Source organism: Variovorax beijingensis (assembly GCF_003951285.1).
GTDB classification, from domain to species: Bacteria; Pseudomonadota; Gammaproteobacteria; order Burkholderiales; family Burkholderiaceae_C; genus Variovorax; species Variovorax beijingensis.
The window spans coordinates 1-20965 of record NZ_RXFQ01000005.1; the positions used below are offsets into that span (position 1 = coordinate 1).

Below are 20965 nucleotides of genomic sequence, written 5' to 3' on the forward strand. Positions count from 1 at the left end.
AGACGCCAACTCACCATCGCTCCCCTTGCAGGCAGCTCCCCAGAATCGCTCCCAACCCTTGTGGACTCCAATGCGTCTTGGTTCGTACCTCATAGCAGTTTCTTGAATTTTCGTTTTATCGGATGACGGTTGCGCTAGCCAAGCCACTGGTGTTTTGCCTTGGGATACTAACGTTGACGACCATCACCCCGAGCACACCCCCGGTGACGATGGCCGTCAGCAGATTCTTCACATTGGCGCTGCTGCCCAGATCGTGCAGAGCGGCCGCCAGATCACCTTGGTTGTTGATGAGAGCGACTGCGGCCTGGCCGGCCAGCGCCGTGATGCCTGCTGTGACAGCGCCACTCACCGCGGTGGAAACGGTGAAACCTGTGGACGCTATGAATCCCCCTTCACCCATCCAGACGGACACGGCGTCGGCAAGCACGATCAGCAGCAGTCAGGGAGGCGTGCTGCTTCAGGGAGGCAGCGTCTTCCTCCATCGGCCTGATCCTGCCCGGTAGACGCCAACCAGCCAAGACGTGGCCAGGCTCCATTTTTGAAATCAGCGGGTCCCGGAAGCTTCCGAGTACCCCTCCGGATCTTCGACCCAGCGCTGGAGCGCTGCACGAGGCCATCCACAGGCGTGTCCTCCCAAGTGCACGGGAGGCGGGAACTTGCCTTCGGCAATTCTTCGATACACGGTGGCGCGGCTCAGTGCGGTGATGCGCACCACATCGGCCATGCGAAAAAACGCGGGGCCTGTCGCGCTCGACAGATCAACATGGCGGTGATCGGCATGGGGTTCGAATTGCATGACAACTCCTTGAATTAGATTCGGCCTTCAGGTAGCGGTGCGTACCAACGGTGAACTTCTGGCCTGAAGAACCCGGACGAGAGCACACCCGGCAGCGAAACCAGATCGGCGTTGACCTCCGGACTCAGTTCGCCAGTTGCAGTCCAATCCAGCGCCCTCCGAAACCTGTCTCCCGCATGGATGCGCCGAGCGTGCAACGACTCGCGACTTCAGACAACTAGCAACTTTGGCAGGGGCAAAGCGCTAGCCGGGGCACAGCAGCCACCACGCTCAGGCGGCGAGACTGCCACTGCAACCCTCCAGTGAAGTCGACAGCGCTCATTGGAAGCGCAGAGCCACCGCCCTGCATTGGATTTCGTCGGCCCGAGAGTCCTGGGCTCACCGAACAGGTACCCCAGGTGACTTGGCATCCGAACGCTCCAGCGCTCGAATTCTCTCGGCCTCCCTCCAGCGCTCGGCCATGCGCTGTCCATCTGTCTGTATAGGAGGCATGCGGTCGACAAGGCGATCCACCTCGGCTGCCAGATTGGCCTCGCCTCGTCTTCGAAGCGCATCTGCTGTGGCGCGCCAATCTGCGACCACCTCCCGCCGGGTGCGCTGCATGGTCTCCTTGCCGGCATCCAGGGTGCCTCGCTTTGTCTGTAAGGCATGGAGCACGCTGTTCAGCTTGGCACGCATGAAGGTCGAGGTCTTCGGCGGTCGATGCCTGGTCCGGTCACTGGGCGACAGTTGCCCGAATGCCCGAAGCGCGCGGAGCCGGTGATGGATCGCATCCCTGTACGGCTTGCGGGTCTGCCCTCGCACTTGGCGCGGTGTGGCATTGGCCGCCACACCCTGCTCTCGCATCAGGGCGGCGAACTGCTCGCGCCATTGCCGCAATGTCTCCTTGCGGATGTAGAGGCGCTGGCCAGGCTCGAACTCGTGCTCGCACTTGACCACCAGGTGCACATGCGGGTGTGGCTGATCGGTGTGCAGCACCATGGCGTAGCGATACTGCAGCGCGAAGTTCTCGCGCGCAAAGTCGCGGGCGGCCGTCAGCACCTTGTCCGGCGGCGTGCCGGCGGGCATGGACAGGACGATGTTGTGCACCAGCTTCGCACGCCTGTCTTTCTGCCCCAGCGCGGGTCTGGGCTTGTACTGGCTTCTGCAAAGCGCCAGCTGCCAGTCGGCCGTGATCTCCTTGGCGGCACCCCGGCCCTGCGGCGCCAGCCCCTCGTCGGTTTCCAGCTGCAGCTTGCCGTGCCGGCCGATGTAGCGCAGATGGGCCTCGACGCCACCGACGTCCCGTGCGCCGCCGGAAACCTTCACCATCACCTCGGGCGTGCGCCCCACCGTGCGCTGGATCTGCGCGATCTGGTCGGTGCCGAGGCGCAGCGTGCCGCCGGGTCCTCGCCGACCGTAGCTCACGATGTCCAGTTCCATGTCGCGCGGCCCATCGGCTGCGCCGCGGCCGCGTCGTCCGAGGCGCGCCGTCTGTTCAGGCATGGCGGCTCCCGGCGCCTGTCTCCCAGCTGATCAGGTTGCGGCGCACGACGGCGGCCGTGGCTTCGCGTGCCACCTCGACTTCCCGACGGACCGAGGCGATCGCCTCGCCCAGGTCCGACGCCACCGACTCCGACAGCGTGTTCGGCATGCCGAACATTCGAAGCTGCCGCCCCAACGCGGCCAGTCGGGCGCCGGTCACTTTGATCTGGTCCAGTTCGTTCGGCGGCAGCACGGCCGCGTCATGCACATGGTTGTGGATCAGCAAGGCCAGGTAGCTGCCTGTCTTCATTCCACGGACACGGGCTCGCTCTGCCGCCAGCGCGCGATCGCCTTTGCGAAGCCGCAGCGTGAGGCGGTCCGCCACGCCGGGGCGGTTTTCCGATTCGCCTGCAGGCCACTGTCCACCCGAGCCCAGCCAGCTTTCGCCGTTGGTCTTGAGCACTTCGTCGACCATCTTCGCAAGCAGACTCGACGCACTGAGATGATGCCGCGCGGCCAGCGCGGCGAAGCGTGCCCTCGTCTCGGGCGACACCCGAGTGGCTATCACGCGGCTTGATCGAGAGGTCTTGGTCATTGCAACGCCATGGCTGTTAACAATGTCTGACGTCAGTCTATCCTGCCCTCATAGCCGCACAAGGACTTTGCCCTCGGAATTCCAGCGTCGAACTCCCCTCGCCGTTTCGCAGCTCCCGGAGCGGTGCCGTCGATCGACAGCTCGACGACCACCATCAATGTTCGGCATGCCGAACATTACGGAGGTAGACGGAACGATCCCGCCCTCGTAGCCGCACAAGGACTTTGCCCTCGACGTTTCGACCTCGTCCTGCGACCGCCGCGTCCAGGCTGCCGAAACCGAAAGCTCACTCCGCTCGCAGAGCAAGCCCACACGGCCGCTGCATAAGTTTCCTCACGGCTCCATCAAGAGGAAGACCGCCGCTGTCGATACCCGTTCGAGGCTTTCTCGGTGTTCGGCATGCCGAACACCGAGAAATAGTGCCGGACAGAGAGGTGAATTCGGCACGCAGCGAGTTCGGCGGGAACCATCGAATGGGCATTCGCGTCGCCCCGCTGCGCGGCAGGACCGCCAAAAACAGCCTACTCTCGCAGCGTGAACACCACTGACAGGTAAGAGACCGGCTGGGCCTGAATGGCCTCGATCCCATGGAGTGCGGTCGCATCGAACAGCAGCGAGTCACCTGCCCTCACCGCAACCGACTTCGCGCCATAGCGGTAGGTGACCTCCCCGGACAGAAAGTACAGGAACTTCAGGCCCGGATGCTGGAAGGTCACATAGGGATCGGCACCGGGCAGCAATGTGACCAGATAGGGCTCGACGAACAGGTTACCCGACAGCAGATGGCCCAACAGCTCATAGCGGTAGTCCGCCACGGCGCCGACGCGATCGACCAAGACACCATGTCCTGCACGCACATGGCAAAAGTCGGTGCGCCGCGCCTGATCACTGAAGAAGCGTGAGGTCGGCACATGCAGGCCCTGCGCGAGGCGCTCTACCAGCCGATGGCGGCTAACCGCGCTTACGCGAAATCTCGCCCCAGTACTCGTGGTCCCCATAGTCCAGGTTGTCCGCGAGGTACTGGAGTTGAGTAATCGCAGGTGCGAAATCGGCACGCCACTGTTCCCTTTGGACGGACAGAAGATCAGGCGCCTCTTCCACAATCCGCCTCAGCCGACTCGGAAACTCGTGAAGCTCCCAGGAGCCTAGCCCTTTCTGTGCGCCAAGTTGAAACTCTCGGAGAGCTTGGCTGCGACGCACAAGGTCTGCACAGTCATTTCCTTGGAGCTTAGCTGCGTCTTCTCCCATCTGTCGAATACGACTTTCGAACGTGCTCTGCATGTCCCGAAGTTTCGTAGAGAACATGTCAATGGCTGCGTATCGGGCCCAGAATTCGAGTGCCGTGCGAACGGTCTCTGGTTTACTTGACGCGTCCGCAAATAGCTTCTTCACGTCTCGCGAAACCTTATAGGAGTTGTCCATGCTGGTAGCGCTGCCGTGCCGGCCGCCAGCACTGATCATCCGCAGGAGATTTGTTCCGGTGAATTCCGCGAGATCCCGCAATTGCGCGAGAGCACGTTCCGCTTTGTCAACTTGGAACTTCAGTTCTTTGGTCTTGGCCTCCATGCCAAGGCCTTTCAGCGACTCGAAGCGGTGGATGGTCGCAGCGAACAGGAGCACCAAGCCTCCTCCGAGCCCCGTAGCGGCCAGTCCAGCATTTCCTTCCCAGACGTACCAGATGCCAAGTGCCGCCGCTGCCAAGCCTGCCAGAGTAAATGTGCCGTCCACGAGGATGGTCTGAATGGTGCGAGCCGCTTTTTCGTCCATCTCTCTCTTTCCTTTTCCCAGAGCGTATCTCATGGCTTTAATAGCCGAAGCCGGCTCACCAACCGGTTGCCTGCCATGACCTCAGCAATGTGCTTTGCTGTCGGCTCAACCCAGTAGGTTCGGCCTATCTTCAATGGCGCCGGCACAATCCGCCCGCTACGCGCCCAGGCCCTGAGTGTGTATTCGGTCGGCGCAGGATTGAACTGCTGGGCAGCCCACGCAGGTAATGTAATTTTGCGAGGCATTCCAAGGGCTCCTTGATCGAGATCATCGGGCCGATCCTGCCGCATGAGCTTTCGACAAGGCAAGGCGCGTCCACGTGCGGCTCAGCTTGAAATCCTGGCAGCGGTGCGAAGCCTTGGGGCACGTGGCATTGCCGAACGCTCGGCCGCCAATAATCCAGCCGTTTGACGGCTACTGTAGGGCGCACATCACTCGCAGTCAGTCGTCACGACACAGCCGTGGGCAAAATTCTCACAGGTCCGGTGAGCAATGGAGGGTGATTGCCTCCGAGTGCAGGGCCAAAGTGACGGGGGGTGCCACCGAATTGCTAGTTGCCATGGCAACTAGCAATCTGGCGCACAGCCAAAGAGGTGTGCGCTTTCTGAGTTGTTACCAGAATCGCTAGCAGCAATTAGCCACTTGGGCGACAACCGCAGGAATTCCGACCAGCCCGAGGCCACCGCGGCTGCAGATGCCGGCGCATCAACGGTCATGCGCACGACCGGTTATTCTGCGAGCGGCGCATCCCGCGGTGGCCAGGCCCCAGCAGCGCACTCCCTGCTACGAAGGAACACTTCCCCAGATGGTGGATTGAAGGGGGAAAAAAGCCGGCGACCCCTATCGCTCGGCTCGATGGCGCTACGCCAACTGCGTGAGCTTCCAGGTAACCGCCTTGTTGTTATGCGGTGGCATCACATTTCCTTTGGCAATAGGGGCCGTGGTCGATGGCGAATCCATTGATTGCCAAATTCCGCTCTCGGGGCAACGTTCGCCGGTCTTGGCCGTGGTTCCAACTCCTGCCATGAGCATCTCCTCTTGGTGGCGCAGCCAGATTGACTGCAGGCGCAGTGTGAGGCGCTTGACCAATCCAATGCACATGCGATGCCATGAAGTCCGGGAATGTCCCCATATAAAAATCGTTTGTTAACGTAGAGTGAGAACTATCGAGGTCGCATGTTTATGGTAGTTGACAGGGAGGCATTCTTCGGCACAGAAGATTCATGCGACACGCAGCAGCGTCCGGTTAATTCCCGCCCTCATAGCCGCACAAGGACTTTGCCCTCGGAGTTTCGACGTCGTCCCGCGACCGCCGCGTCCAAGGTATCGAAATCGAAAATTCATTCCGCTCGCGAAGCAAGCCACACGGCCGCTGTATAAATTTCCTCGGCTCAATCAAACTGAAGATCTCCGCTGTCGATTGTCGTTTGAGGGCTTCCTCAGTGTTCGGCACGCCGGACATCGAGAGAAAGCTACGGACAGAGAGGTGAATTCGGCACGTAGCAGATTCGCGGGGGAACCATCGAATGGGCATCCGCGTCGCCCCGCTGCGCGGCAATGCCGCCAAGAACAGCCTACTCTCGCAGCGTGAACACCACTGACAGGTAAGAGACCGGCAGGGTCTGAATGGCCTCGATCCCATGGAGTGCGGTCGCATCGAACAGCAGCGAGTCACCTGCCCCCACCGCCACCGATTTGCCGCCGTAACGGTAGCTGACCTCCCCGGACAGGAAGTACAGGAACTTGAGACCCGGATGCTGGAAGGTCACATAGGGATCGGCGCCCGGCAGCAATGTGACCAGGTAGGGCTCGACGAACAGGTTGCCCGACAGCAGATGGCCCAACAGCTCATAGCGGTAGTCCGCCACCGCGCCGATGCGATCGACCAAGACACCATGTCCTGCACGCACATGGCAAAAGTCCGTGCGCCGCGCCTGATCACTGAAGAAGCGCGAGGTTGGCACATGCAGGCCCTGCGCGAGGCGCTCCAAGGTCTCGACCGACGGCGAGACCAACCCGCGCTCGATGCGCGAGAGCATCGAGGCAGAAATCCCCGAGGTCTTGGCCAGTTCGCCGCCAGACACCTCGGCCGCCATGCGCAGCGCCCTCACCTGCGCCCCGATGCGCGCCGCGGACAGGCTGCGCACGACAGGTGCGGGTTTCCTCGATCGGACACGCGTCACCGAGACCGGCAGCCGCAAGGGGCGGACCGTTGGCAAAGGCGAGGCGGCTTCTTTGCGCGTCATACCCACCCGCTGATCACGCGCAGGCCACCGCCGAGAAATCGCCGGTGGCATTGAATCTGAAGGTAGCTGCTCTGGTTCCGCATCGTTGCTGCACCGTGTTCTTAAAAACATGCACAGCGGGATTATGTGTCGTTTAAGACGTTTCCTCCACAAGCACATTCAACGAGCCTGCTCGGACATGAATGCAGGCACACGATCCAAGACGCCATCTGGCATTGCGCGGGGCAGGTTGCCCAACGCAGTGACCCTGGCTCTCGGGCGAAACCTGAGGTATTTCCGCGAGCAGGCAGGACTCACGCAGGTTGAACTGGCCTTCGATGCGGAGGTGGAGCGCTCGCGCATCTCCAAGATAGAACGAGGACACATCAACCCTTCGCTATTGACGCTGGCCACGCTGTGCTATTGCTTGAAGATCACACTCCCCACGCTGTTCGAAGGCATGAAAGAGACGCTGGCGCCCTCGTGGAAAGGCGGCGAGTTGCGACGCTCAAACCAAGCAGTTCTTGTCGCGTCGTCGGAGAAGTCGCGTGGTCACCGATAACGCGCAGAAACCGCGACCTCAACAGTTCGGTTTCTGGTTTCCTCGGACACCGGCCTTTAGTAATAGTCCGCTCGAGGCCGTTGTTGACGCCTGGACCGTTTAGGGCGTGACGTCGGTGACGTGTTGAAGCAGACCGAACGCCACGCGCCACGCACGGCCGTCGCAGTGAACGGTGGCTGTGCGCTGGTTGAGCCGAACGATTTCTCCGACGTGGCGCTTCAGGCTTTGGTCGGTGAAGCTCACACGCTGGCCGACGCGAAAGTCCTGCTTGTGATGGATCTCCGGCGGCGGCCTCAGCGGCGCTGCAGTCGCCGGTGAGGGTGACGCGCCTGCCTGCTGATCCTCGACAGGCACGACGGCCGCGTACAGCACGCTGAAGCGCTGTTTGCTTTGCTCGTCGATCAGCGTGACTTGCCGGTCCTTCATCGCTGCGATACGAGCCTCACGCAGCTTGCCAGTGCCCCAGTCCCAGTACCTCACCAGTTGGCCCATGTGCAGCTGCGAACGCGCCTGCACGATGCGCCTGGGGTCGGCCATGAGTTGCTCGATGACCCAGCTGAGCTGGTACAGCTCAGCGCTGGTGGCCATGGGAAGATCTTCGATCTGCTTGACATGCATGCTGGCGATTTTGCCAGCGGCGATGTGCTCAGGCCGCGAGCCTGTCGGTCGGCGGTGAGCTCGTCGGCGCCGCCTTGGCAAGCTCACTGGCGGCTTTGCCGAGCCAAGCCTCCACCTCCTGCGGCGAAGGTTGGACGTTCTCCAGATCGACGAGCAACGTGGACGCCTGTGCCCATGCTCAAGCGGTGCCGCGGCAACGCGGATAGCTCGAACACCCCCAAAATTCCTGGCCTGCGTTGACTCCCTTTCTCGCCGTGCGTCGCACCATGGGCTGTGCGCACCTGGGGCAGCTCGGGGCTGCTGTCTTCGCCGCTTGGGGCGCTGCGTTGCTAGCCTGCTCCGTCGCCCTGATGTCGGCGGCGGGCTTGGCCGAAGAGCTGCCTCGGGCCTGCTTCAACAACCGGTGCAGCTGCGGGCCGTCGAGCAGGCGAAGGTTGCGACCACTGGCGAACGCTTCGGCTTCCGGCGTAAATCGACCGGAAGTGACAACAAATCCACCGGCGGCCCCCTCGGCCGCCATGACGCCATAGAGCTCGCGCACCACGGGCACGCCGACCTTGAAGGCCCGCCATTGCTTGCATTGCACCAGGTACTTCTCTCCGTTCTTGCGAAGGGTGAGATCGATGCCGTCGTCCGGACCCGCCTCGAAGTTCTCTGCGACCTGGTAGCCCTGCAAGCGGAATCCCTCGCCCACGAGAATCTCGAACTCCCGCCAGCTCATGTCGTCAAGGATGTCGGGACCGTCTGAGCGGGCGACGTTGTCCATCAACGAACGCCTCGCGTGACGGCGCCAAGCAGAGATGGCTGCGCCGGCGAGGCAGAAGATCGGCACGATGTACTGCCCGGCAGTTGCAAGGCCGCGCCCCATGGTTCCGACCATCGCGTTGCCCAACGCGCCGGGGCCAAGGGCGCTGGGCAGAGGCGCGATCGCGATGCGGTGGAGCAGCAGATATCCGGCAAGAGCCAGGATGACCCCCACATACCAAGGCAAGAGCGCGATCAGGTCGACCACGTCTTCGGCGGGGCTGGTTTTTTTGCGGCGGGACATTGGTGAGTGCCTCCTTCTGGCGGATTTTGCCCAAAAGCAGCCGACTTTGATACAGTCCGTTACGCTCGTCACGATGGGATTTCGGCCGGCCACGTTCGTGCGGCACGGATCGACACACTGGCTCTTTTTTAGGCGCAACCCCCGGTCCGGGCCGAAGCCCAAACTGAGGCGCCGCGCCGATTGAATCGCACCATGGGGTGGAAGCCGACGCCGTGATGCTCACGACCGATACCGGTTATGACCATGATTGAATTGCTGAATCGTCGCAGCTGGCGATTTACTACTCCGTTCTTTGAATGACCTCCACCAATGCGCCTGTCCCCAAGACGTCCATGAGCGAGCATTTGCTCATGGCTGCGTATTGGATCGTTGCCATCGTCATCCTCGCCGCACTCGTCGTCCTGTTGGTGTACTTCCATGCTTTTGGCGGGCAAAAAATGTCCCGCGATCCCGGCGATTGGGGAGCGTTTGGAGACTACGTCGGCGGGCTTATCAACCCCCTCGTCGGGATCGCCACAGTCACGTTGATCTTCCTGACGCTCATGCTGCAGAGGAAGGAGCTGCAGGCCTCGCTTGAAGAAATACGCAGTGCCCATCGAAGTGCGGTGCTCCAGAGATTCGAGCAGTCGCTGTTCTCGTGGCTAGCCAACTATCACTCCCTTCTCTCGGCCACGAAAAGCAAACTCGGCGGCGAAGGACGTCAAGCCTTGACAACCATGTACGAGCAGCGCTTCTCGAGCGTGGTTGCGATGCAGAGGCATCAACGTGCCGAAGGCCTTGGGGCCCTCGATGAAGAGGAAGCGAAGATCCATCTTGGGGAAATACGCAGGGCGTCCGCAACCGGCGACGCAGAAGAGAAGGGCAACCTCTCCAACGTTTTCATGATCGCGCTCTGGGGATACAAAGAAGTTATCCGTACGCATCGATCGGAGTTGGATGCCGTCTTTCGCACCCTATACCGTCTGCTGCGGTGGATCGACACCTCTGAACTCGACGATGTTCAGAAGTGGCACTACGTCGCGCTTGTGCGCGCGCAACTCTCCTGGATCGAGTTGGTTTTTATTCTCTACAACTGCCTTACACCGGAAGGCGAGAAGTTTGCTGGCCTGGTCAATGACTATGCGCTCTTCGACAATCTGGAGGGGGCACCCGATGAACTGATTGATGCCATCGCCCATGAGTTCACGGTGTCGCCCCCGTCTTCGTTCGCCGCGAGCCTGCCACCAGAACCATGGCCGTTCAACGAAGCTGCATTCTCCTCCGAGGTCGCCAAAGCCAAACGCAAGCTGCCACCCACGGCGTAGCGCCGATCTCATCTTCGATCCAGCCACGCCATGTGCCGCGACCCCACGAGGCTTTGACCTCGTACGGGATCACGTATGTTCGGCAAGGAAGCGCCACGAATTTCAGGGAGGTGTGGTCGGCCCGGAACTGCGGGTGCAACAACCACACCGCTTCCTCAACGCAGTGGCCGCACGGCCCGTACGAGTCGAGGTCAGCTGCTATCGGCAGCCGTAAACCAAGCCATTTCGGATGGACGGCAGGCCGCGATCAAGCGGCCGCCATGTACCCCGGGGCGGTCCACCTGCCGAGATGCTGGCGTTCGCGCCGGGCCGGCGTGTCGGCGGAAGCGTCCGCAGCGGCAAGGGCAGTCACTATGTGGGTGGCCGCCGCTGGTAGCCCATCAATGCATCGATTGCTACCGGAAATCCCTGCGCACCGTCGCCCCCGCCAACCGCCCCAGCAGCGGCGTCAGATCTTCCAGCCGCGTCGCAACCAGGTTCTTCACCGCCCCCTCGCGCTGCCACGTGCCGTGCACGACCATGAGCCGCGCGCCCAGCAGTTCCTGGCGCTGCACGTCCCTGAGGCTCTTCCACACGATCACCTGCACCACGCCCGTTTCGTCTTCCAAGGTCAGGAAGATCGTTCCCTTCGCGGTCTCGGGCTGCTGCCGCAACGTCACGATTCCGCAGTGGCTCACATGTTCCCCATTCTCGATCTCCTCGAGATCCCGCGCTGTCATAAGCCCACGCCGCGCGAGGCGCTCGCGCAGCAGGGCGAGCGGATGCCGGCGCAAGGTCAGTCCGGTGGAGGCATAGTCGAACACGATCTCCTCGCCCTCGGGCGCCGCGTCGAGTTCGAGGAAATCCTCGTCGACCGGCGCGTCCCGCAATAGCGCCGGCGCCGCGCGCAGCCCCGCCGCCTCCCAGACCTGCTGCCGCCGGTGGCCCGACAGGCTCATCAGCGCATCGGCCGCGGCCAGCAGCTTCATCTCGTGCAATTCCAGCCTTGCGCGCAGCGCCAGGTCCTCCGTGCTGTCGAACACCTGCTGCACGCGGGCCTCGACGATGCGCCCCGCCGAGGCCGACTTGAGCCCGCCGATCATGCGCAGCCCGAGCCGCACGGCCGGCTCATGAGCCAGGTCTTTCAAGGTGCAGTCCACGTCGCTGTACATCACGTCGACCGGCCGCACCTCGACGCCATGGCGCCTCGCGTCCTGCACGAGCTGCGACGGCGAATAGAACCCGAGCGGCTGCGAGTTCAGCATGGCCGCGAGGAACTCCGCCGGGTGATGGCACTTGATCCAGCAGCTGGCGTAGACCAGCAGCGCGAACGACGCGGCATGGCTTTCCGGAAAACCGTACTCGCTGAACCCCTTGATCTGCTCAAAGATCGCCTTCGCGAAACTCTCCTCGTAGCCGCGTGCGGTCATGCCGTCCACGATCTTCGAGTAGTAGTGCTCCAGCCCGCCCTTGCGCTTCCACGCCGCCATGGACCGCCGCAGGCCGTCGGCCTCGCCCGGCGTGAAGCCGGCCGCCAGGATGGAGATCTGCATCACCTGCTCCTGGAACACCGGCACGCCCAGGGTCCGTCCAAGTGCCTCCTTCAGCGCCTCGCTCGGATAGACCACCGGCTCCCGGCCCTGGCGCCGGTTCAGGTACGGGTGCACCATGCCGCCCTGGATCGGTCCCGGCCGCACGATCGCGACCTCGATCACCAGGTCGTAGAAGCAGCGTGGCTTGAGCCGCGGCAACATGCTCATCTGCGCGCGGCTCTCGATCTGGAACACGCCGACCGTGTCGGCCTTGCAGATCATGTCGTAGGTGGTGCTGTCCTCCGCCGGGATGTCCTGCATGCCGAACACGCAGCCCTTGCGCAGACCGATGAAATCCAGCGCCTTGCGGATCGCCGTCAGCATGCCGAGCGCGAGGCAATCCACCTTCAGCAGCCCGAGCGCATCGAGGTCGTCCTTGTCCCATTCGATCACCGTGCGGTCCGGCATCGAGGCGTTCTCGATCGGCACCATGCGGCACAGCGGCCCCTTCGTGAGCACGAAGCCGCCGGTGTGCTGGCTCAGGTGCCGCGGGAAGCCGATCAGCTGTTCGGTCAGATGCAGCAGCTGCTGCACCTGCAGTGAATCCGCAGACAGGCCGAGCTCCTGCAGCCGCTCGGGCCGCACCGCCCCCCCGTCCCACCACTGGTGCCCCTTGGCGAGGGCGTCCACCGTCTCCAGCGACATCCCCAGCGCCTTGCCCACGTCCCGGATCGCGCTCTTCGGCCGGTAGCTGATCACCACCCCGGTGATGGCGGCGCGGTCGCGCCCGTACTTGGCATAGAGGTACTGCAGCACCTCCTCGCGCCGTTCGTGCTCGAAGTCGATGTCGATGTCCGGCGGCTCGTTGCGCTCCTTGGAGATGAAGCGCTCGAACAGCACGCTCATGCGGCCCGGGTCGACCTCGGTGACGCCCGTGCAGTAGCAGACCACGCTGTTCGCGGCGCTGCCGCGCCCCTGGCAGAGGATGTGGCGCGAACGCGCGAACATCACGATGTCGGCCACGGTGAGGAAGTAGTGTTCGTACTTCAGCTCGGCGATCAGCGCGAGCTCGTGCTCGATCTGCGCCTGGACCGTGGCGGGGATGCCATCGGGCCAGCGGCGGCCGGCCCCTTCGTAGGTGATGCGGCGCAGGTACCCGGCGGGCGTCTCGCCCGTGGGGACGACCTCGTCGGGGTACTGGTAGCGCAGCTCCTCAAGATTGAAGCTGCAGCGCGCCGCCACCTTGAGCGTTTCGGCGAGCAGCTCGGGCGCATAGGTCTGCGCGAGCCGCAGCCGGGTGCGCAGATGCCGCTCCGCGTTGGGCTGCAGCTCCAGGCCGCAGTCGGTCAGCGGCTTGCCCAGGCGCGTCGCGGTCATCACGTCCTGCAGCGGCTTGCGCGAGCGCACATGGAAATGCACGTCGCCCGCCGCCACCAGCGGAATCTCCGTCGCCGCGCTGATCTCGCTCAGGCGATACAGCCACATCTCATCGTCGAGCAGGCACAGCTTCTCCACGGCGAACCAGCAGCGCCCGAGGAACTCGCGCAGCAGCCAGGCCCCGAGCCAGCCCAGCTGCGCCGGCGTGGCCATGCGCCGGGGCGAGGCCAGCACCACGCAGCCGGAGAGTTCGGCGCCGTGGATCTGCGCGAGCGCCAGCTTGTAGGTCCCCTTCTCCGAACTCCGGCGCAGCTTGGTGATGAACGCCGAGAGGTTGCCGTAGCCCTCCAGATGACAGGCCAGCACGGTGAGCGTGAAGGGCGCGGCCTCCGGGCCGACCTGCTCGTCGGGCTCGACGAGGAACTGGCTGCCGATCAGCAGCTTCAGGCCATGGTCCTTCGCAGCCACATGCGCGCGCACGACACCGGCCAGGCTACATTCGTCGGTGATGGCGAGCGCCGCGTAGCCCAGCTGCTTCGCGCGCTCGACGAGTTCGTCCGGCTGGCTCGCGCCGCGCAGAAAGCTGAAATTGCTCACGCACCGCAGCTCGGCGTAGTCGGGCAGGTCCATGGGAGGCCTCTCAGGCGAAGGTGCCGTGCAGGAACCAGGCCGTCTCGTCCTGCGCCAGGCGCATCTGGAAGATCCACAGCACGCCGGCGTGCTCGCTCACCGCCACCCAGTAATCGCGGCTCGCCTGCCGCGTGGTCTCCTGTCCGCCCTCACCTTCTTCACCTTCCTGCGTCGTGCGGTCCCACCATCCGCCCTCGACGCGATGGGGACCCGCCAGCAGCTGCAGCACGCCCTGGTAGATCGGACGGTTGGCCTGGGTCGCGAGGCGCAACGGCTTGGGCAGGATGAAGGTCGGCTGCGGCACATCGACCGTGCGGGACCGCACCCGTGGCGCCGGTTCGGGCGCCGGGCGCCAGCGGCACATCCACTCCAGGCGGTGGTCCTCCAGAATGACCGGACGCAGCACGCGGTCGGGCCCGAGCCGTGCGGCGATGCGCTCGAGCACCAGCGCGAGGCTCTCGCCCGACTGCCGGGCCTCGGGCAGCATCGAGAGGCTCTTCTCCTCCAGCGACTGCACTTCGGTCGCCAGCAGCTCCAGGTCGCCCACGGGCGCCAGCAGCTCGACCTTGCCCAGGTGCTCGGCCAGCAGGCGCATCAGGTGCTCGGTGTCGCGTGTGGCCTGGGCGGTGCGGACGGTGAGTTCGCCGCCGTCGCCGGCGGTCCTGGCGCGCATCGCGTCATGGCACCAGCGCAAGGTGAACGCGGTCACGCCGGACCGCCGGGCCATGAGCCAGCCGGCCATCTGCAGCATCAGGCGGCGGGCCCCGAACAGCATGGCGGGCGCGTGCTCGACCCGCGCCATCAGCTCGAGCCTGGCGCGGAAGGTCTCCGGCAGCTGCGCCCAGGGGTAGGTCTCCGGCCGCAGCCCGTAGGCCTGGTCGAGGGTGGCGAGCAGCTGCGCGTCGAAGCGCCGGCTCAGGCCGCCGCGCGGCAAGGCGCGCACCTGGCCCAAGGTCCGGCAGCCGAGTCGGGCGAGCGTCGCCTGATGGGCGGCGACCTGCGTTAGGGTTTCGATCGGCAGCGCATCGAGCAGTTGGGTGAGCGGCTTGGCGAAGCCGTTCGACAGGCCGGCCCGAGCCACCGCGAGCGCGGCGAGGCTGGTCGGCGCCCAGCTCAGCTGCCGGACGCCGAGGTCGGGGCATTCCTCGCGCACGCGCTCGACCAGACGGCGCTTGCCGCCGAACAGGCGCAGGCTCTGTTCGACTTCCATCACGACCGCCGGGCACAACAGAAGCGCTTCGAGCACCGCGACGCGGGGCGTGAACTGCAGGCACCACGTCGCAAGGCCATCGAGCGCCTCAGTGCGCGGCTGCGGGGCGTCCGGCAGGCTGTCGGGAAGAAGGGCTGCCCACAGCATGGGAGAGCTCCCGGGATTGGCGCGCCGCGATCAGGCGGCTCGGGTGGCGAAGGCGCGGCGTCAGGATGGCTTCGAGGCCACCGGGCACCGAGGGAATCGTCAGTTCCCCCTCGTGCGGCGGCCCCTTGCGCTTGAGCAGGTGGATGCGCAGCTCCCAGTCGACGCCGAACCGCGCATGCAGCCGCAGCGGCGCGGCCGACGACTCGTGCTCGGCCGCGGCTGGCCGGCACAGGATGACGGGTCCGTCGCAGTCCTGGGCGCAGACCTGCAGGCGCCGGATCTGCTCCTGGCGGGCCTGCGGCAGCCAGCTCACGAGCATGCCCGCGGCATTGGCCTTGATGAGCTGTTCGGTCGCCCACAGGCGCTCGACCGGCTTGTCGGCGGCGATCCAGACCAGGTGGCGTTCGTCGAGGCCGAGGTGGCGCAGCCCCGGCAGGTGCGGGGCCTTCGGCGGGCCGATCACCACGATCTGCCTGCCCTGCGCGACCAGCGTGCGCATGGCGGGCGCGAGCAGCCGCCATTCGAGCACCGAGGGCTGGACCTGGAGCACTTCGGTCAGGGACTGGCAGGGCCAGCCGCCGCCCGGCAGTTCGGCATCCAGGCGCTCGAAGCCGGTGCGGACGGTCGACGTGACCGGCGTGCCGAGCGCATCGCCGCGCCAGACGACCGATTCGACCGCGTGCGGCAACACGACGTGCGAGCGCCGTGGCCGCTCCGGCGGCGGTGAACTTTCGCGGGCCGACGGCGCTTCATCGCCATCGGCCCATGACAGGGGGATGGCCACAAGGACTCCGGATACTGTATGGATGAACAGTATCCATCCGGTGCAGGGGAGTGAGCAAGAAGGTTTACAAATTTGCCCTGGCCATGCCGCTTTGTGAAATCCGACCGGCCTGCACTCCCAAGGAAAATCCCCGTCCGGCGAAGCCGGGACCGGCGCCACAATGGAACGCATGTGCTACTCAGCCCAGATCCGCGCCGACTACAAGCGGTTCTTCCGCCAGTTCGGCGGCGTCCTGTCGCTTCGCGCGTTCGCCAAGCTGTACTACGAGCGTCAGGGCAACCCCAGGATCAAGATTCCGAAGGCGGTCGACGCGGCGTTCATGAACCCGGAGTCCGACGAGGAGCGAGAGATCAAGGGCCTGATCGAGGCCTTCAACGCCGAACAGGCCACGGCGCTCGAGCAGGATCTCTTCAAGCAGCGCAAACGGCTCGCCGACGCCGAACGCAAGCTCCAGGTCAAAACCACGAAGAAGGCGACGGACGACGTGCGGATCGCCACGGCGAAGGTCGAATGGGGACTCGGCAAGCTGGCGGATCTCAAGCGAGTCGAGCTCGAGCCGCGCGACGCGCGAATCTTTCCGGGCGTGTATGTCCCCGTGATGATCTGGGAGGACGGGCAGCGGGTCGTCAAGCCCATGCGCTACCAATGCCGGCCCGCCGGCAAGCCCGCGAGATTCGACGCCCTCTATCCCGGCACCTACAACGCCCGACGCGACAACCTGGAAGGGTTCTGGAAGGACGTCTTCGGTCTGTCGCACGGGCTCATGGTCGCCAATGCCTTCTATGAGCACGTCAACCGGGATGGCGAGGATGTGGTGCTCGAGTTCAGGCCGCGGCCGCAGCAGGACATGCTGGTCGCATGCCTCTGGTCCGCGTGGTCGGCGCCGGGCGAACCCGACCTGCTCTCGTTCGCTGCCATTTCCGATGAACCTCCGGCAGAGATTGCGGCGGTGGGCCACGACCGCTGCATCATCCCCATCAAACCGGAGAACGTCGATGCGTGGCTGAGGCCGGATCGCGCGAATCTGGCGGCTTCGTATGCCGTGCTCGAGGACCGCGAGCGGCCGTACTACGAGCACCGGCTGGCGGCATAGGCCGATGCACAATCGCCATTTGCCGATCGCCGCTTCAGGCTGACTGGCCGCGGGCCTCATGCGACCCTGCGGTAGCGTTCTGCAATCCGACCATCCCCTCCATCAGACCGTAGCTGAGCACGCCCTTTTGCGGTTCAACGACAGGCTGCGCGACTTCGCCAGTGCCGCCAAATGCCGCTTGATAGCCTCAGCTCGACTGGAGCTGGAAAGCGCCCCGAATCGCGGTGAAACATGGACAACCCCGAAGCTGCCACCTCCGGCCCAGGAGGTAGCCTCCGTAACGCCTCCTGGGTCGGTACCGTCGATCACAAGTTGCAGTCGTGGTAATAGGAAGTCGCGGACGGTCTGCGCATTTCGCTCGGCAATGACCCATCGACGGCGCATTTTGTGTGCGACAGCGGCAGTAGTTCCGCTGCCGCCGAATATGTCGACGACCAGTTCGCCCGGATTGGTCGCAATGTGAATAATCCGCTCCAGAAGCGACTCGGGCTTGGGGGTGTCGAACACCTCGATGTCCGGAAACATTGCCATCAGGTGCCGCTTCGCATCGTCGTTCGTTCCAGTGTCTGGCGGCCCCCACACCGTGAACGGAACGAGCCCTCTGAGTTGATGCGCGAACAGTTTCAATCGGGGAGATCCGTCTCCGCCCTTTGGGAACCAAAGGCGGTCATCTGCAAGCAGATCGAGGTAGGTCTGCTCGGTGGCGTACCAAGAACGACCTCGTGGAGGCCGCAATATTTGCCCGGTCGGCGTGACGATGTCGTACTGCTGTGCTTTACGAAACCCAGGCGCCGTGAAGGGCGCGTCGGACCAGGGTCCGCGCGGATCATCGTCGCGGTTCTGTAAATGTGCTTCGTCCTTGACCAGCAGATTCCGCGAAGTCTTCCACTTTTTGGGTCCGCTCGGGGCGTACACCAAGACCGTGTCGTGGTTCGATGAGAAGGCTGCGCGGGAATCGCGTGTGGTCTTCTTCTGCCAAACGACTGAGGCGACAAATGCGTTTTCACCGAAAACCTCGTCCATCACTGCTCGCGCGCGGTGCACCTCTGAATCGTCAAGATGCACCCAAACGCTAGCATCCTCCGCGAGAAGCGGGCGCAGCGCCGCCAGGCGGTCGCGCATCATGCTGAGCCACATCGGCCGCTGCATGGTGTCGTTGTACTGACGAAAGTTGATCTGAGTGTTGAAGGGCGGGTCTATGTACACGAGCCGGATGCCACCATCCAGGACGGTCGTTTGCGAGGTCAGCGCCTCAAGAGCGTCCAGACCATCGCCGACGGCAAGCACGTTCGCCTGGGCGTTTAAAGGGGTCGGCGTGAGCGCTTCGAACTTGAGTGGCATTAACAGCCGGCGATCATCCGGCTGCACCCACTCAGAGTCCGTCTCTCCCGATGCCCGCAGCTGCAGGTCTTTATTCGGCCAGATGAGTTGAACGTCGGACATATGAATCTCGGGACCGGGGAGAAGGTGAGCGACTAGCGTCAGTACTGGGAATTTTTACAGGATATCATGAGCCATCGAAACACAGTTGAACGATGGAATCACAAAGAGAATGACGCTGCCAACTCTGGACATGCCGCCCAATATTTTGCACGCTGTTCAGGCCGAGGCGATGCCGATGAAGCCCTTCATTCGGTGGGTGGGCGGCAAGGCGCGACTCCTTCCGCGCATTCTTCCGCACGTACCTGCCAGCATAGGGAACTACTACGAGCCCTTCTTGGGCGGCGGCGCGGTCTTCCTTGCATGTGCCTCCCGCGTCTCCGGTCGCTCGCTGCTTGCGGACCTCAACGAGCACCTAGTCGCGGCTTGGGTCGCACTCAGGGACCACCAATCTGAGCTTCGCCCTTTGCTTGACTGGTACTTGGCGAACGACTCCAAGGAGTTCTACTACGAAGTACGGTCGACCGTTCCCACTGGGCTTGTTGAAAAGGCGGCGCGCTTCCTCTACCTGAACGCGGTTTCGTGGAACCACCTGTGGCGGGAAAACTCTCGAACCGGAGCCATGAATGTGCCTTGGGGTGATCGAACGTTCAAGGGCATAGATGACGCGACGATGAAGTCCATCGGCGCTGTTTTGGCCCGTGCAAGCATCGTTGCTGCTGACTTCCGTGATGTGCTCGACACCGCCACGCGCGGCGATTTCGTTTACCTTGACCCGCCGTACTTGCCTGTCTTCTCACGACCGGACGTGGAGAAAGAGCCGACCGCGAAATTCAACAAGTACACTGCGAAGACCTTTGAGATGGCCGACCTCGTTGAGCTTGCAAAAATTTGCGCTGATCTGTCTCGTCGAGGGGTGCGATGGGTGATGTCCAATCGTGACACCGAATCGGTTCACGACTTGTTCCCTGGCGCAGAGATCATCCGATTTACGACTCACCGCTCGCTCGCGGCCCAGAGTCGACGAGAAGTCGAAGCACACCAGTCGCCCGAAGCGATCATCGTCGGGAGGGTTTGAATGGCCGTACAACCTGTTGAGTGGGTGCTGGTGGTTTACTACGGTCCCGCAGCACATCAAGCTACTTACGGTCGTCAGGTGCGTGGCGGTGGGTATACAAAGGACTTCATTCAACTTTCTCGCAAGAAGGAATTCTTGGACGAGGTGGCGAATCTGTTCTCGGTTTCCGCAAGTGCGACAGACCCGATACCACTCACCTACCAATGGTGGCCAGCGGAAACCGCTTCGGGCGCATTCGTCTTCAAATCCGCGGACCGTCCCCATCTGAAGTGGGATACGAGCTCGGGTGCACCCCAGGTATGGAAGATGACACTCGCTCCGAGCGACGCCACGCCTGAGACGATTCCCGGTGATCCATCTCATCTGGATGTTGTGGATGCCGAGAACGAGCTGGGGCTCCTCGCTAGTCGCGGTGCTGGACAGCCATACCTATTGGCAATCAAGCTTCGGGACGAGTCCAGGAAATTGCACCTGCGCGCATATCTCAGGAATCCAAGCAGTGGGTATGCGTGGGCCGACCTGGGGCTCGTGCCGCAGGAAGTCCAAACTCTTGCCGCGAAGACGTCTCGAACATCTGCTCTTGCATGGTCGCTCTTTCAAAGCGGCGGAACAGCACTGAGTCCACAGGTTGCGAATGCTTTATCGCAGCTCGATGCATCCGGCGACCACCCGGCAGTGATCGAAGCGCTTGACATGGATACAGGTCGCGCACTCATCGCCTACCTGCGGCATCCCGGTCATGGTTTGTTCTTCGATCCAACTCAGAATCATGCCGCGTGGGTACAGTCCGCGCCCCTTCCGCCGCAGATCACGGCTTCTGTCGACGCCTTGTTGCAGATCCTCGAAGCGCGATTCCCCGCGGTCCCTCAAGGAGACGCGGCTGCCGAAACACTTGAAGCGGACCCTGATGAGGTCGAAGCCTTTCGCGAACAGATCGAGGAGAAGAGCTACGAGGTTCCCGATTCGACCGCGACGATCAAGACCAGAGGCAGCGCACAGAAGGCGTTCGCTGGAGCGGTCAAGGCCAACTATGGACACCAGTGTGCGATTACTGGAATTGTGACGAAAGACTTTCTCGTCGCGTCACACATCGTTCCTTGGAGCGCCGACCAAAGCATTCGGCTGGACCCATCGAACGGCATTTGCCTTTCACTACTAGTCGACCGCGCATTCGAGAAGGGGCAGCTACTGATAGAGGACGACCTCACCATTCGCATCGATTGGGACAAAGTCGGAAGTGATCGTGCGCTCCGGAACCAGCTTGAACCGTACGACGGGAAGAAGTTGAAGGCGCCAGAGAAACAGGATCCTCAGCCCCAGTACCTTCAGCGGCGGCGGGCGCTCGTCGCTCCGGCCGACTGATGCCGATTGCGCTG

Annotated in this window: 19 protein-coding genes and 1 pseudogene; 5 read left to right on the top strand and 15 right to left on the bottom strand. The window is 63.3% G+C overall.

Annotated elements, in window-relative coordinates; translation table 11 throughout:
* Nucleotides 1–115: 115 nt before the first annotated feature.
* The 8 genes and pseudogenes from EJO66_RS09430 to EJO66_RS09470 form a co-directional block, all read right to left on the bottom strand.
* On the bottom strand, nucleotides 116–427 hold the full coding sequence (locus tag EJO66_RS09430; RefSeq protein WP_125965151.1) for a DUF637 domain-containing protein: 312 nt from the start codon (nucleotides 425–427) through the stop codon (nucleotides 116–118).
* 117 nt (nucleotides 428–544) lie between these two features.
* Nucleotides 545–796, bottom strand: a complete 252-nt coding sequence (locus EJO66_RS09435) for a helix-turn-helix transcriptional regulator (RefSeq protein WP_124961944.1) — start codon at nucleotides 794–796, stop codon at nucleotides 545–547.
* 378 nt (nucleotides 797–1174) lie between these two features.
* The gene (locus tag EJO66_RS09440; protein WP_125965152.1) at nucleotides 1175–2281 is read right to left on the bottom strand and encodes a relaxase/mobilization nuclease domain-containing protein; all 1107 of its coding nucleotides are present in this window, start codon (nucleotides 2279–2281) and stop codon (nucleotides 1175–1177) included.
* Nucleotides 2274–2855 carry a hypothetical protein gene (locus tag EJO66_RS32945; protein WP_240648559.1) on the bottom strand — a complete coding sequence of 194 codons (582 nt, stop codon included), beginning with the start codon at nucleotides 2853–2855 and terminating at the stop codon, nucleotides 2274–2276. The genes EJO66_RS09440 and EJO66_RS32945 overlap by 8 nt, the downstream gene beginning before the upstream one ends.
* Nucleotides 2856–3376: 521 nt before the next feature.
* Nucleotides 3377–3793, bottom strand: a pseudogene (locus EJO66_RS09450) (cupin domain-containing protein); the annotation flags it as partial.
* 13 nt (nucleotides 3794–3806) lie between these two features.
* Nucleotides 3807–4622 (bottom strand): hypothetical protein, encoded by an 816-nt coding sequence (locus EJO66_RS09455; RefSeq protein WP_125965154.1) that lies wholly within the window; start codon nucleotides 4620–4622, stop codon nucleotides 3807–3809.
* A gap of 29 nt (nucleotides 4623–4651) precedes the next feature.
* Nucleotides 4652–4912 (bottom strand): excisionase, encoded by a 261-nt coding sequence (locus tag EJO66_RS09460; protein WP_338067567.1) that lies wholly within the window; start codon nucleotides 4910–4912, stop codon nucleotides 4652–4654.
* Nucleotides 4913–6196: 1284 nt separating this feature from the next.
* Nucleotides 6197–6769, bottom strand: coding sequence for a helix-turn-helix domain-containing protein (locus tag EJO66_RS09470; protein ID WP_125965302.1), 573 nt, complete (start codon nucleotides 6767–6769; stop codon nucleotides 6197–6199).
* A gap of 277 nt (nucleotides 6770–7046) precedes the next feature.
* On the opposite strand from EJO66_RS09470, the gene EJO66_RS09475 reads away from it, so the two are divergent.
* Nucleotides 7047–7409 carry a helix-turn-helix domain-containing protein gene (locus EJO66_RS09475; RefSeq protein WP_026284333.1) on the top strand — a complete coding sequence of 121 codons (363 nt, stop codon included), beginning with the start codon at nucleotides 7047–7049 and terminating at the stop codon, nucleotides 7407–7409.
* A gap of 99 nt (nucleotides 7410–7508) precedes the next feature.
* Here EJO66_RS09475 and EJO66_RS09480 read toward each other — a convergent pair whose 3' ends face one another.
* Genes EJO66_RS09480 through EJO66_RS09485 form a run of 3 tightly spaced genes read right to left on the bottom strand, consistent with a single transcriptional unit; the run spans nucleotide 7509 to nucleotide 9075 of the window.
* Nucleotides 7509–8027, bottom strand: a complete 519-nt coding sequence (locus EJO66_RS09480; protein WP_125965157.1) for a hypothetical protein — start codon at nucleotides 8025–8027, stop codon at nucleotides 7509–7511.
* 28 nt (nucleotides 8028–8055) lie between these two features.
* Nucleotides 8056–8184, bottom strand: a complete 129-nt coding sequence (locus EJO66_RS33195) for a hypothetical protein (RefSeq protein WP_262984536.1) — start codon at nucleotides 8182–8184, stop codon at nucleotides 8056–8058.
* A gap of 21 nt (nucleotides 8185–8205) precedes the next feature.
* Nucleotides 8206–9075 (bottom strand): restriction endonuclease, encoded by an 870-nt coding sequence (locus EJO66_RS09485; protein WP_125965158.1) that lies wholly within the window; start codon nucleotides 9073–9075, stop codon nucleotides 8206–8208.
* 332 nt (nucleotides 9076–9407) lie between these two features.
* Here EJO66_RS09485 and EJO66_RS09490 point away from each other — a divergent pair, with 332 nt between their 5' ends.
* Nucleotides 9408–10379: a putative phage abortive infection protein gene (locus tag EJO66_RS09490; RefSeq protein ID WP_164547805.1), complete on the top strand. Its 972-nt coding sequence runs from the start codon at nucleotides 9408–9410 to the stop codon at nucleotides 10377–10379.
* A gap of 395 nt (nucleotides 10380–10774) precedes the next feature.
* Here the strand turns inward: EJO66_RS09490 and EJO66_RS09495 are convergent, their stop codons facing one another.
* From EJO66_RS09495 to imuA, 3 genes are read right to left on the bottom strand one after another with little or no spacing between them, the layout of a single operon-like run.
* Entirely contained in the window at nucleotides 10775–13897 is a 3123-nt protein-coding gene (locus EJO66_RS09495) for an error-prone DNA polymerase (protein ID WP_125965160.1), read from the bottom strand.
* Nucleotides 13898–13907: 10 nt separating this feature from the next.
* Entirely contained in the window at nucleotides 13908–15254 is a 1347-nt protein-coding gene (locus tag EJO66_RS09500) for a Y-family DNA polymerase (protein ID WP_125965161.1), read from the bottom strand.
* Nucleotides 15196–15945 carry a translesion DNA synthesis-associated protein ImuA gene (gene imuA, locus EJO66_RS09505; RefSeq protein ID WP_240648560.1) on the bottom strand — a complete coding sequence of 250 codons (750 nt, stop codon included), beginning with the start codon at nucleotides 15943–15945 and terminating at the stop codon, nucleotides 15196–15198. Before imuA ends, EJO66_RS09500 begins: the two co-directional genes overlap by 59 nt.
* Before the next feature lie 262 nt (nucleotides 15946–16207).
* Between imuA and EJO66_RS09510 the strand changes: the two genes are divergently transcribed.
* Nucleotides 16208–17131 carry an SOS response-associated peptidase family protein gene (locus tag EJO66_RS09510; RefSeq protein ID WP_164547812.1) on the top strand — a complete coding sequence of 308 codons (924 nt, stop codon included), beginning with the start codon at nucleotides 16208–16210 and terminating at the stop codon, nucleotides 17129–17131.
* A 102-nt stretch (nucleotides 17132–17233) separates the two neighbouring features.
* Here the strand turns inward: EJO66_RS09510 and EJO66_RS09515 are convergent, their stop codons facing one another.
* Entirely contained in the window at nucleotides 17234–18574 is a 1341-nt protein-coding gene (locus EJO66_RS09515; protein ID WP_125965164.1) for a site-specific DNA-methyltransferase, read from the bottom strand.
* Between the two features lie 109 nt (nucleotides 18575–18683).
* On the opposite strand from EJO66_RS09515, the gene EJO66_RS09520 reads away from it, so the two are divergent.
* Both EJO66_RS09520 and EJO66_RS09525 read left to right on the top strand, forming a co-directional pair.
* Nucleotides 18684–19589: a DNA adenine methylase gene (locus EJO66_RS09520; RefSeq protein ID WP_125965165.1), complete on the top strand. Its 906-nt coding sequence runs from the start codon at nucleotides 18684–18686 to the stop codon at nucleotides 19587–19589.
* Nucleotides 19590–20951, top strand: coding sequence for an HNH endonuclease (locus tag EJO66_RS09525; protein ID WP_125965166.1), 1362 nt, complete (start codon nucleotides 19590–19592; stop codon nucleotides 20949–20951).
* Nucleotides 20952–20965 lie beyond the last annotated feature (14 nt).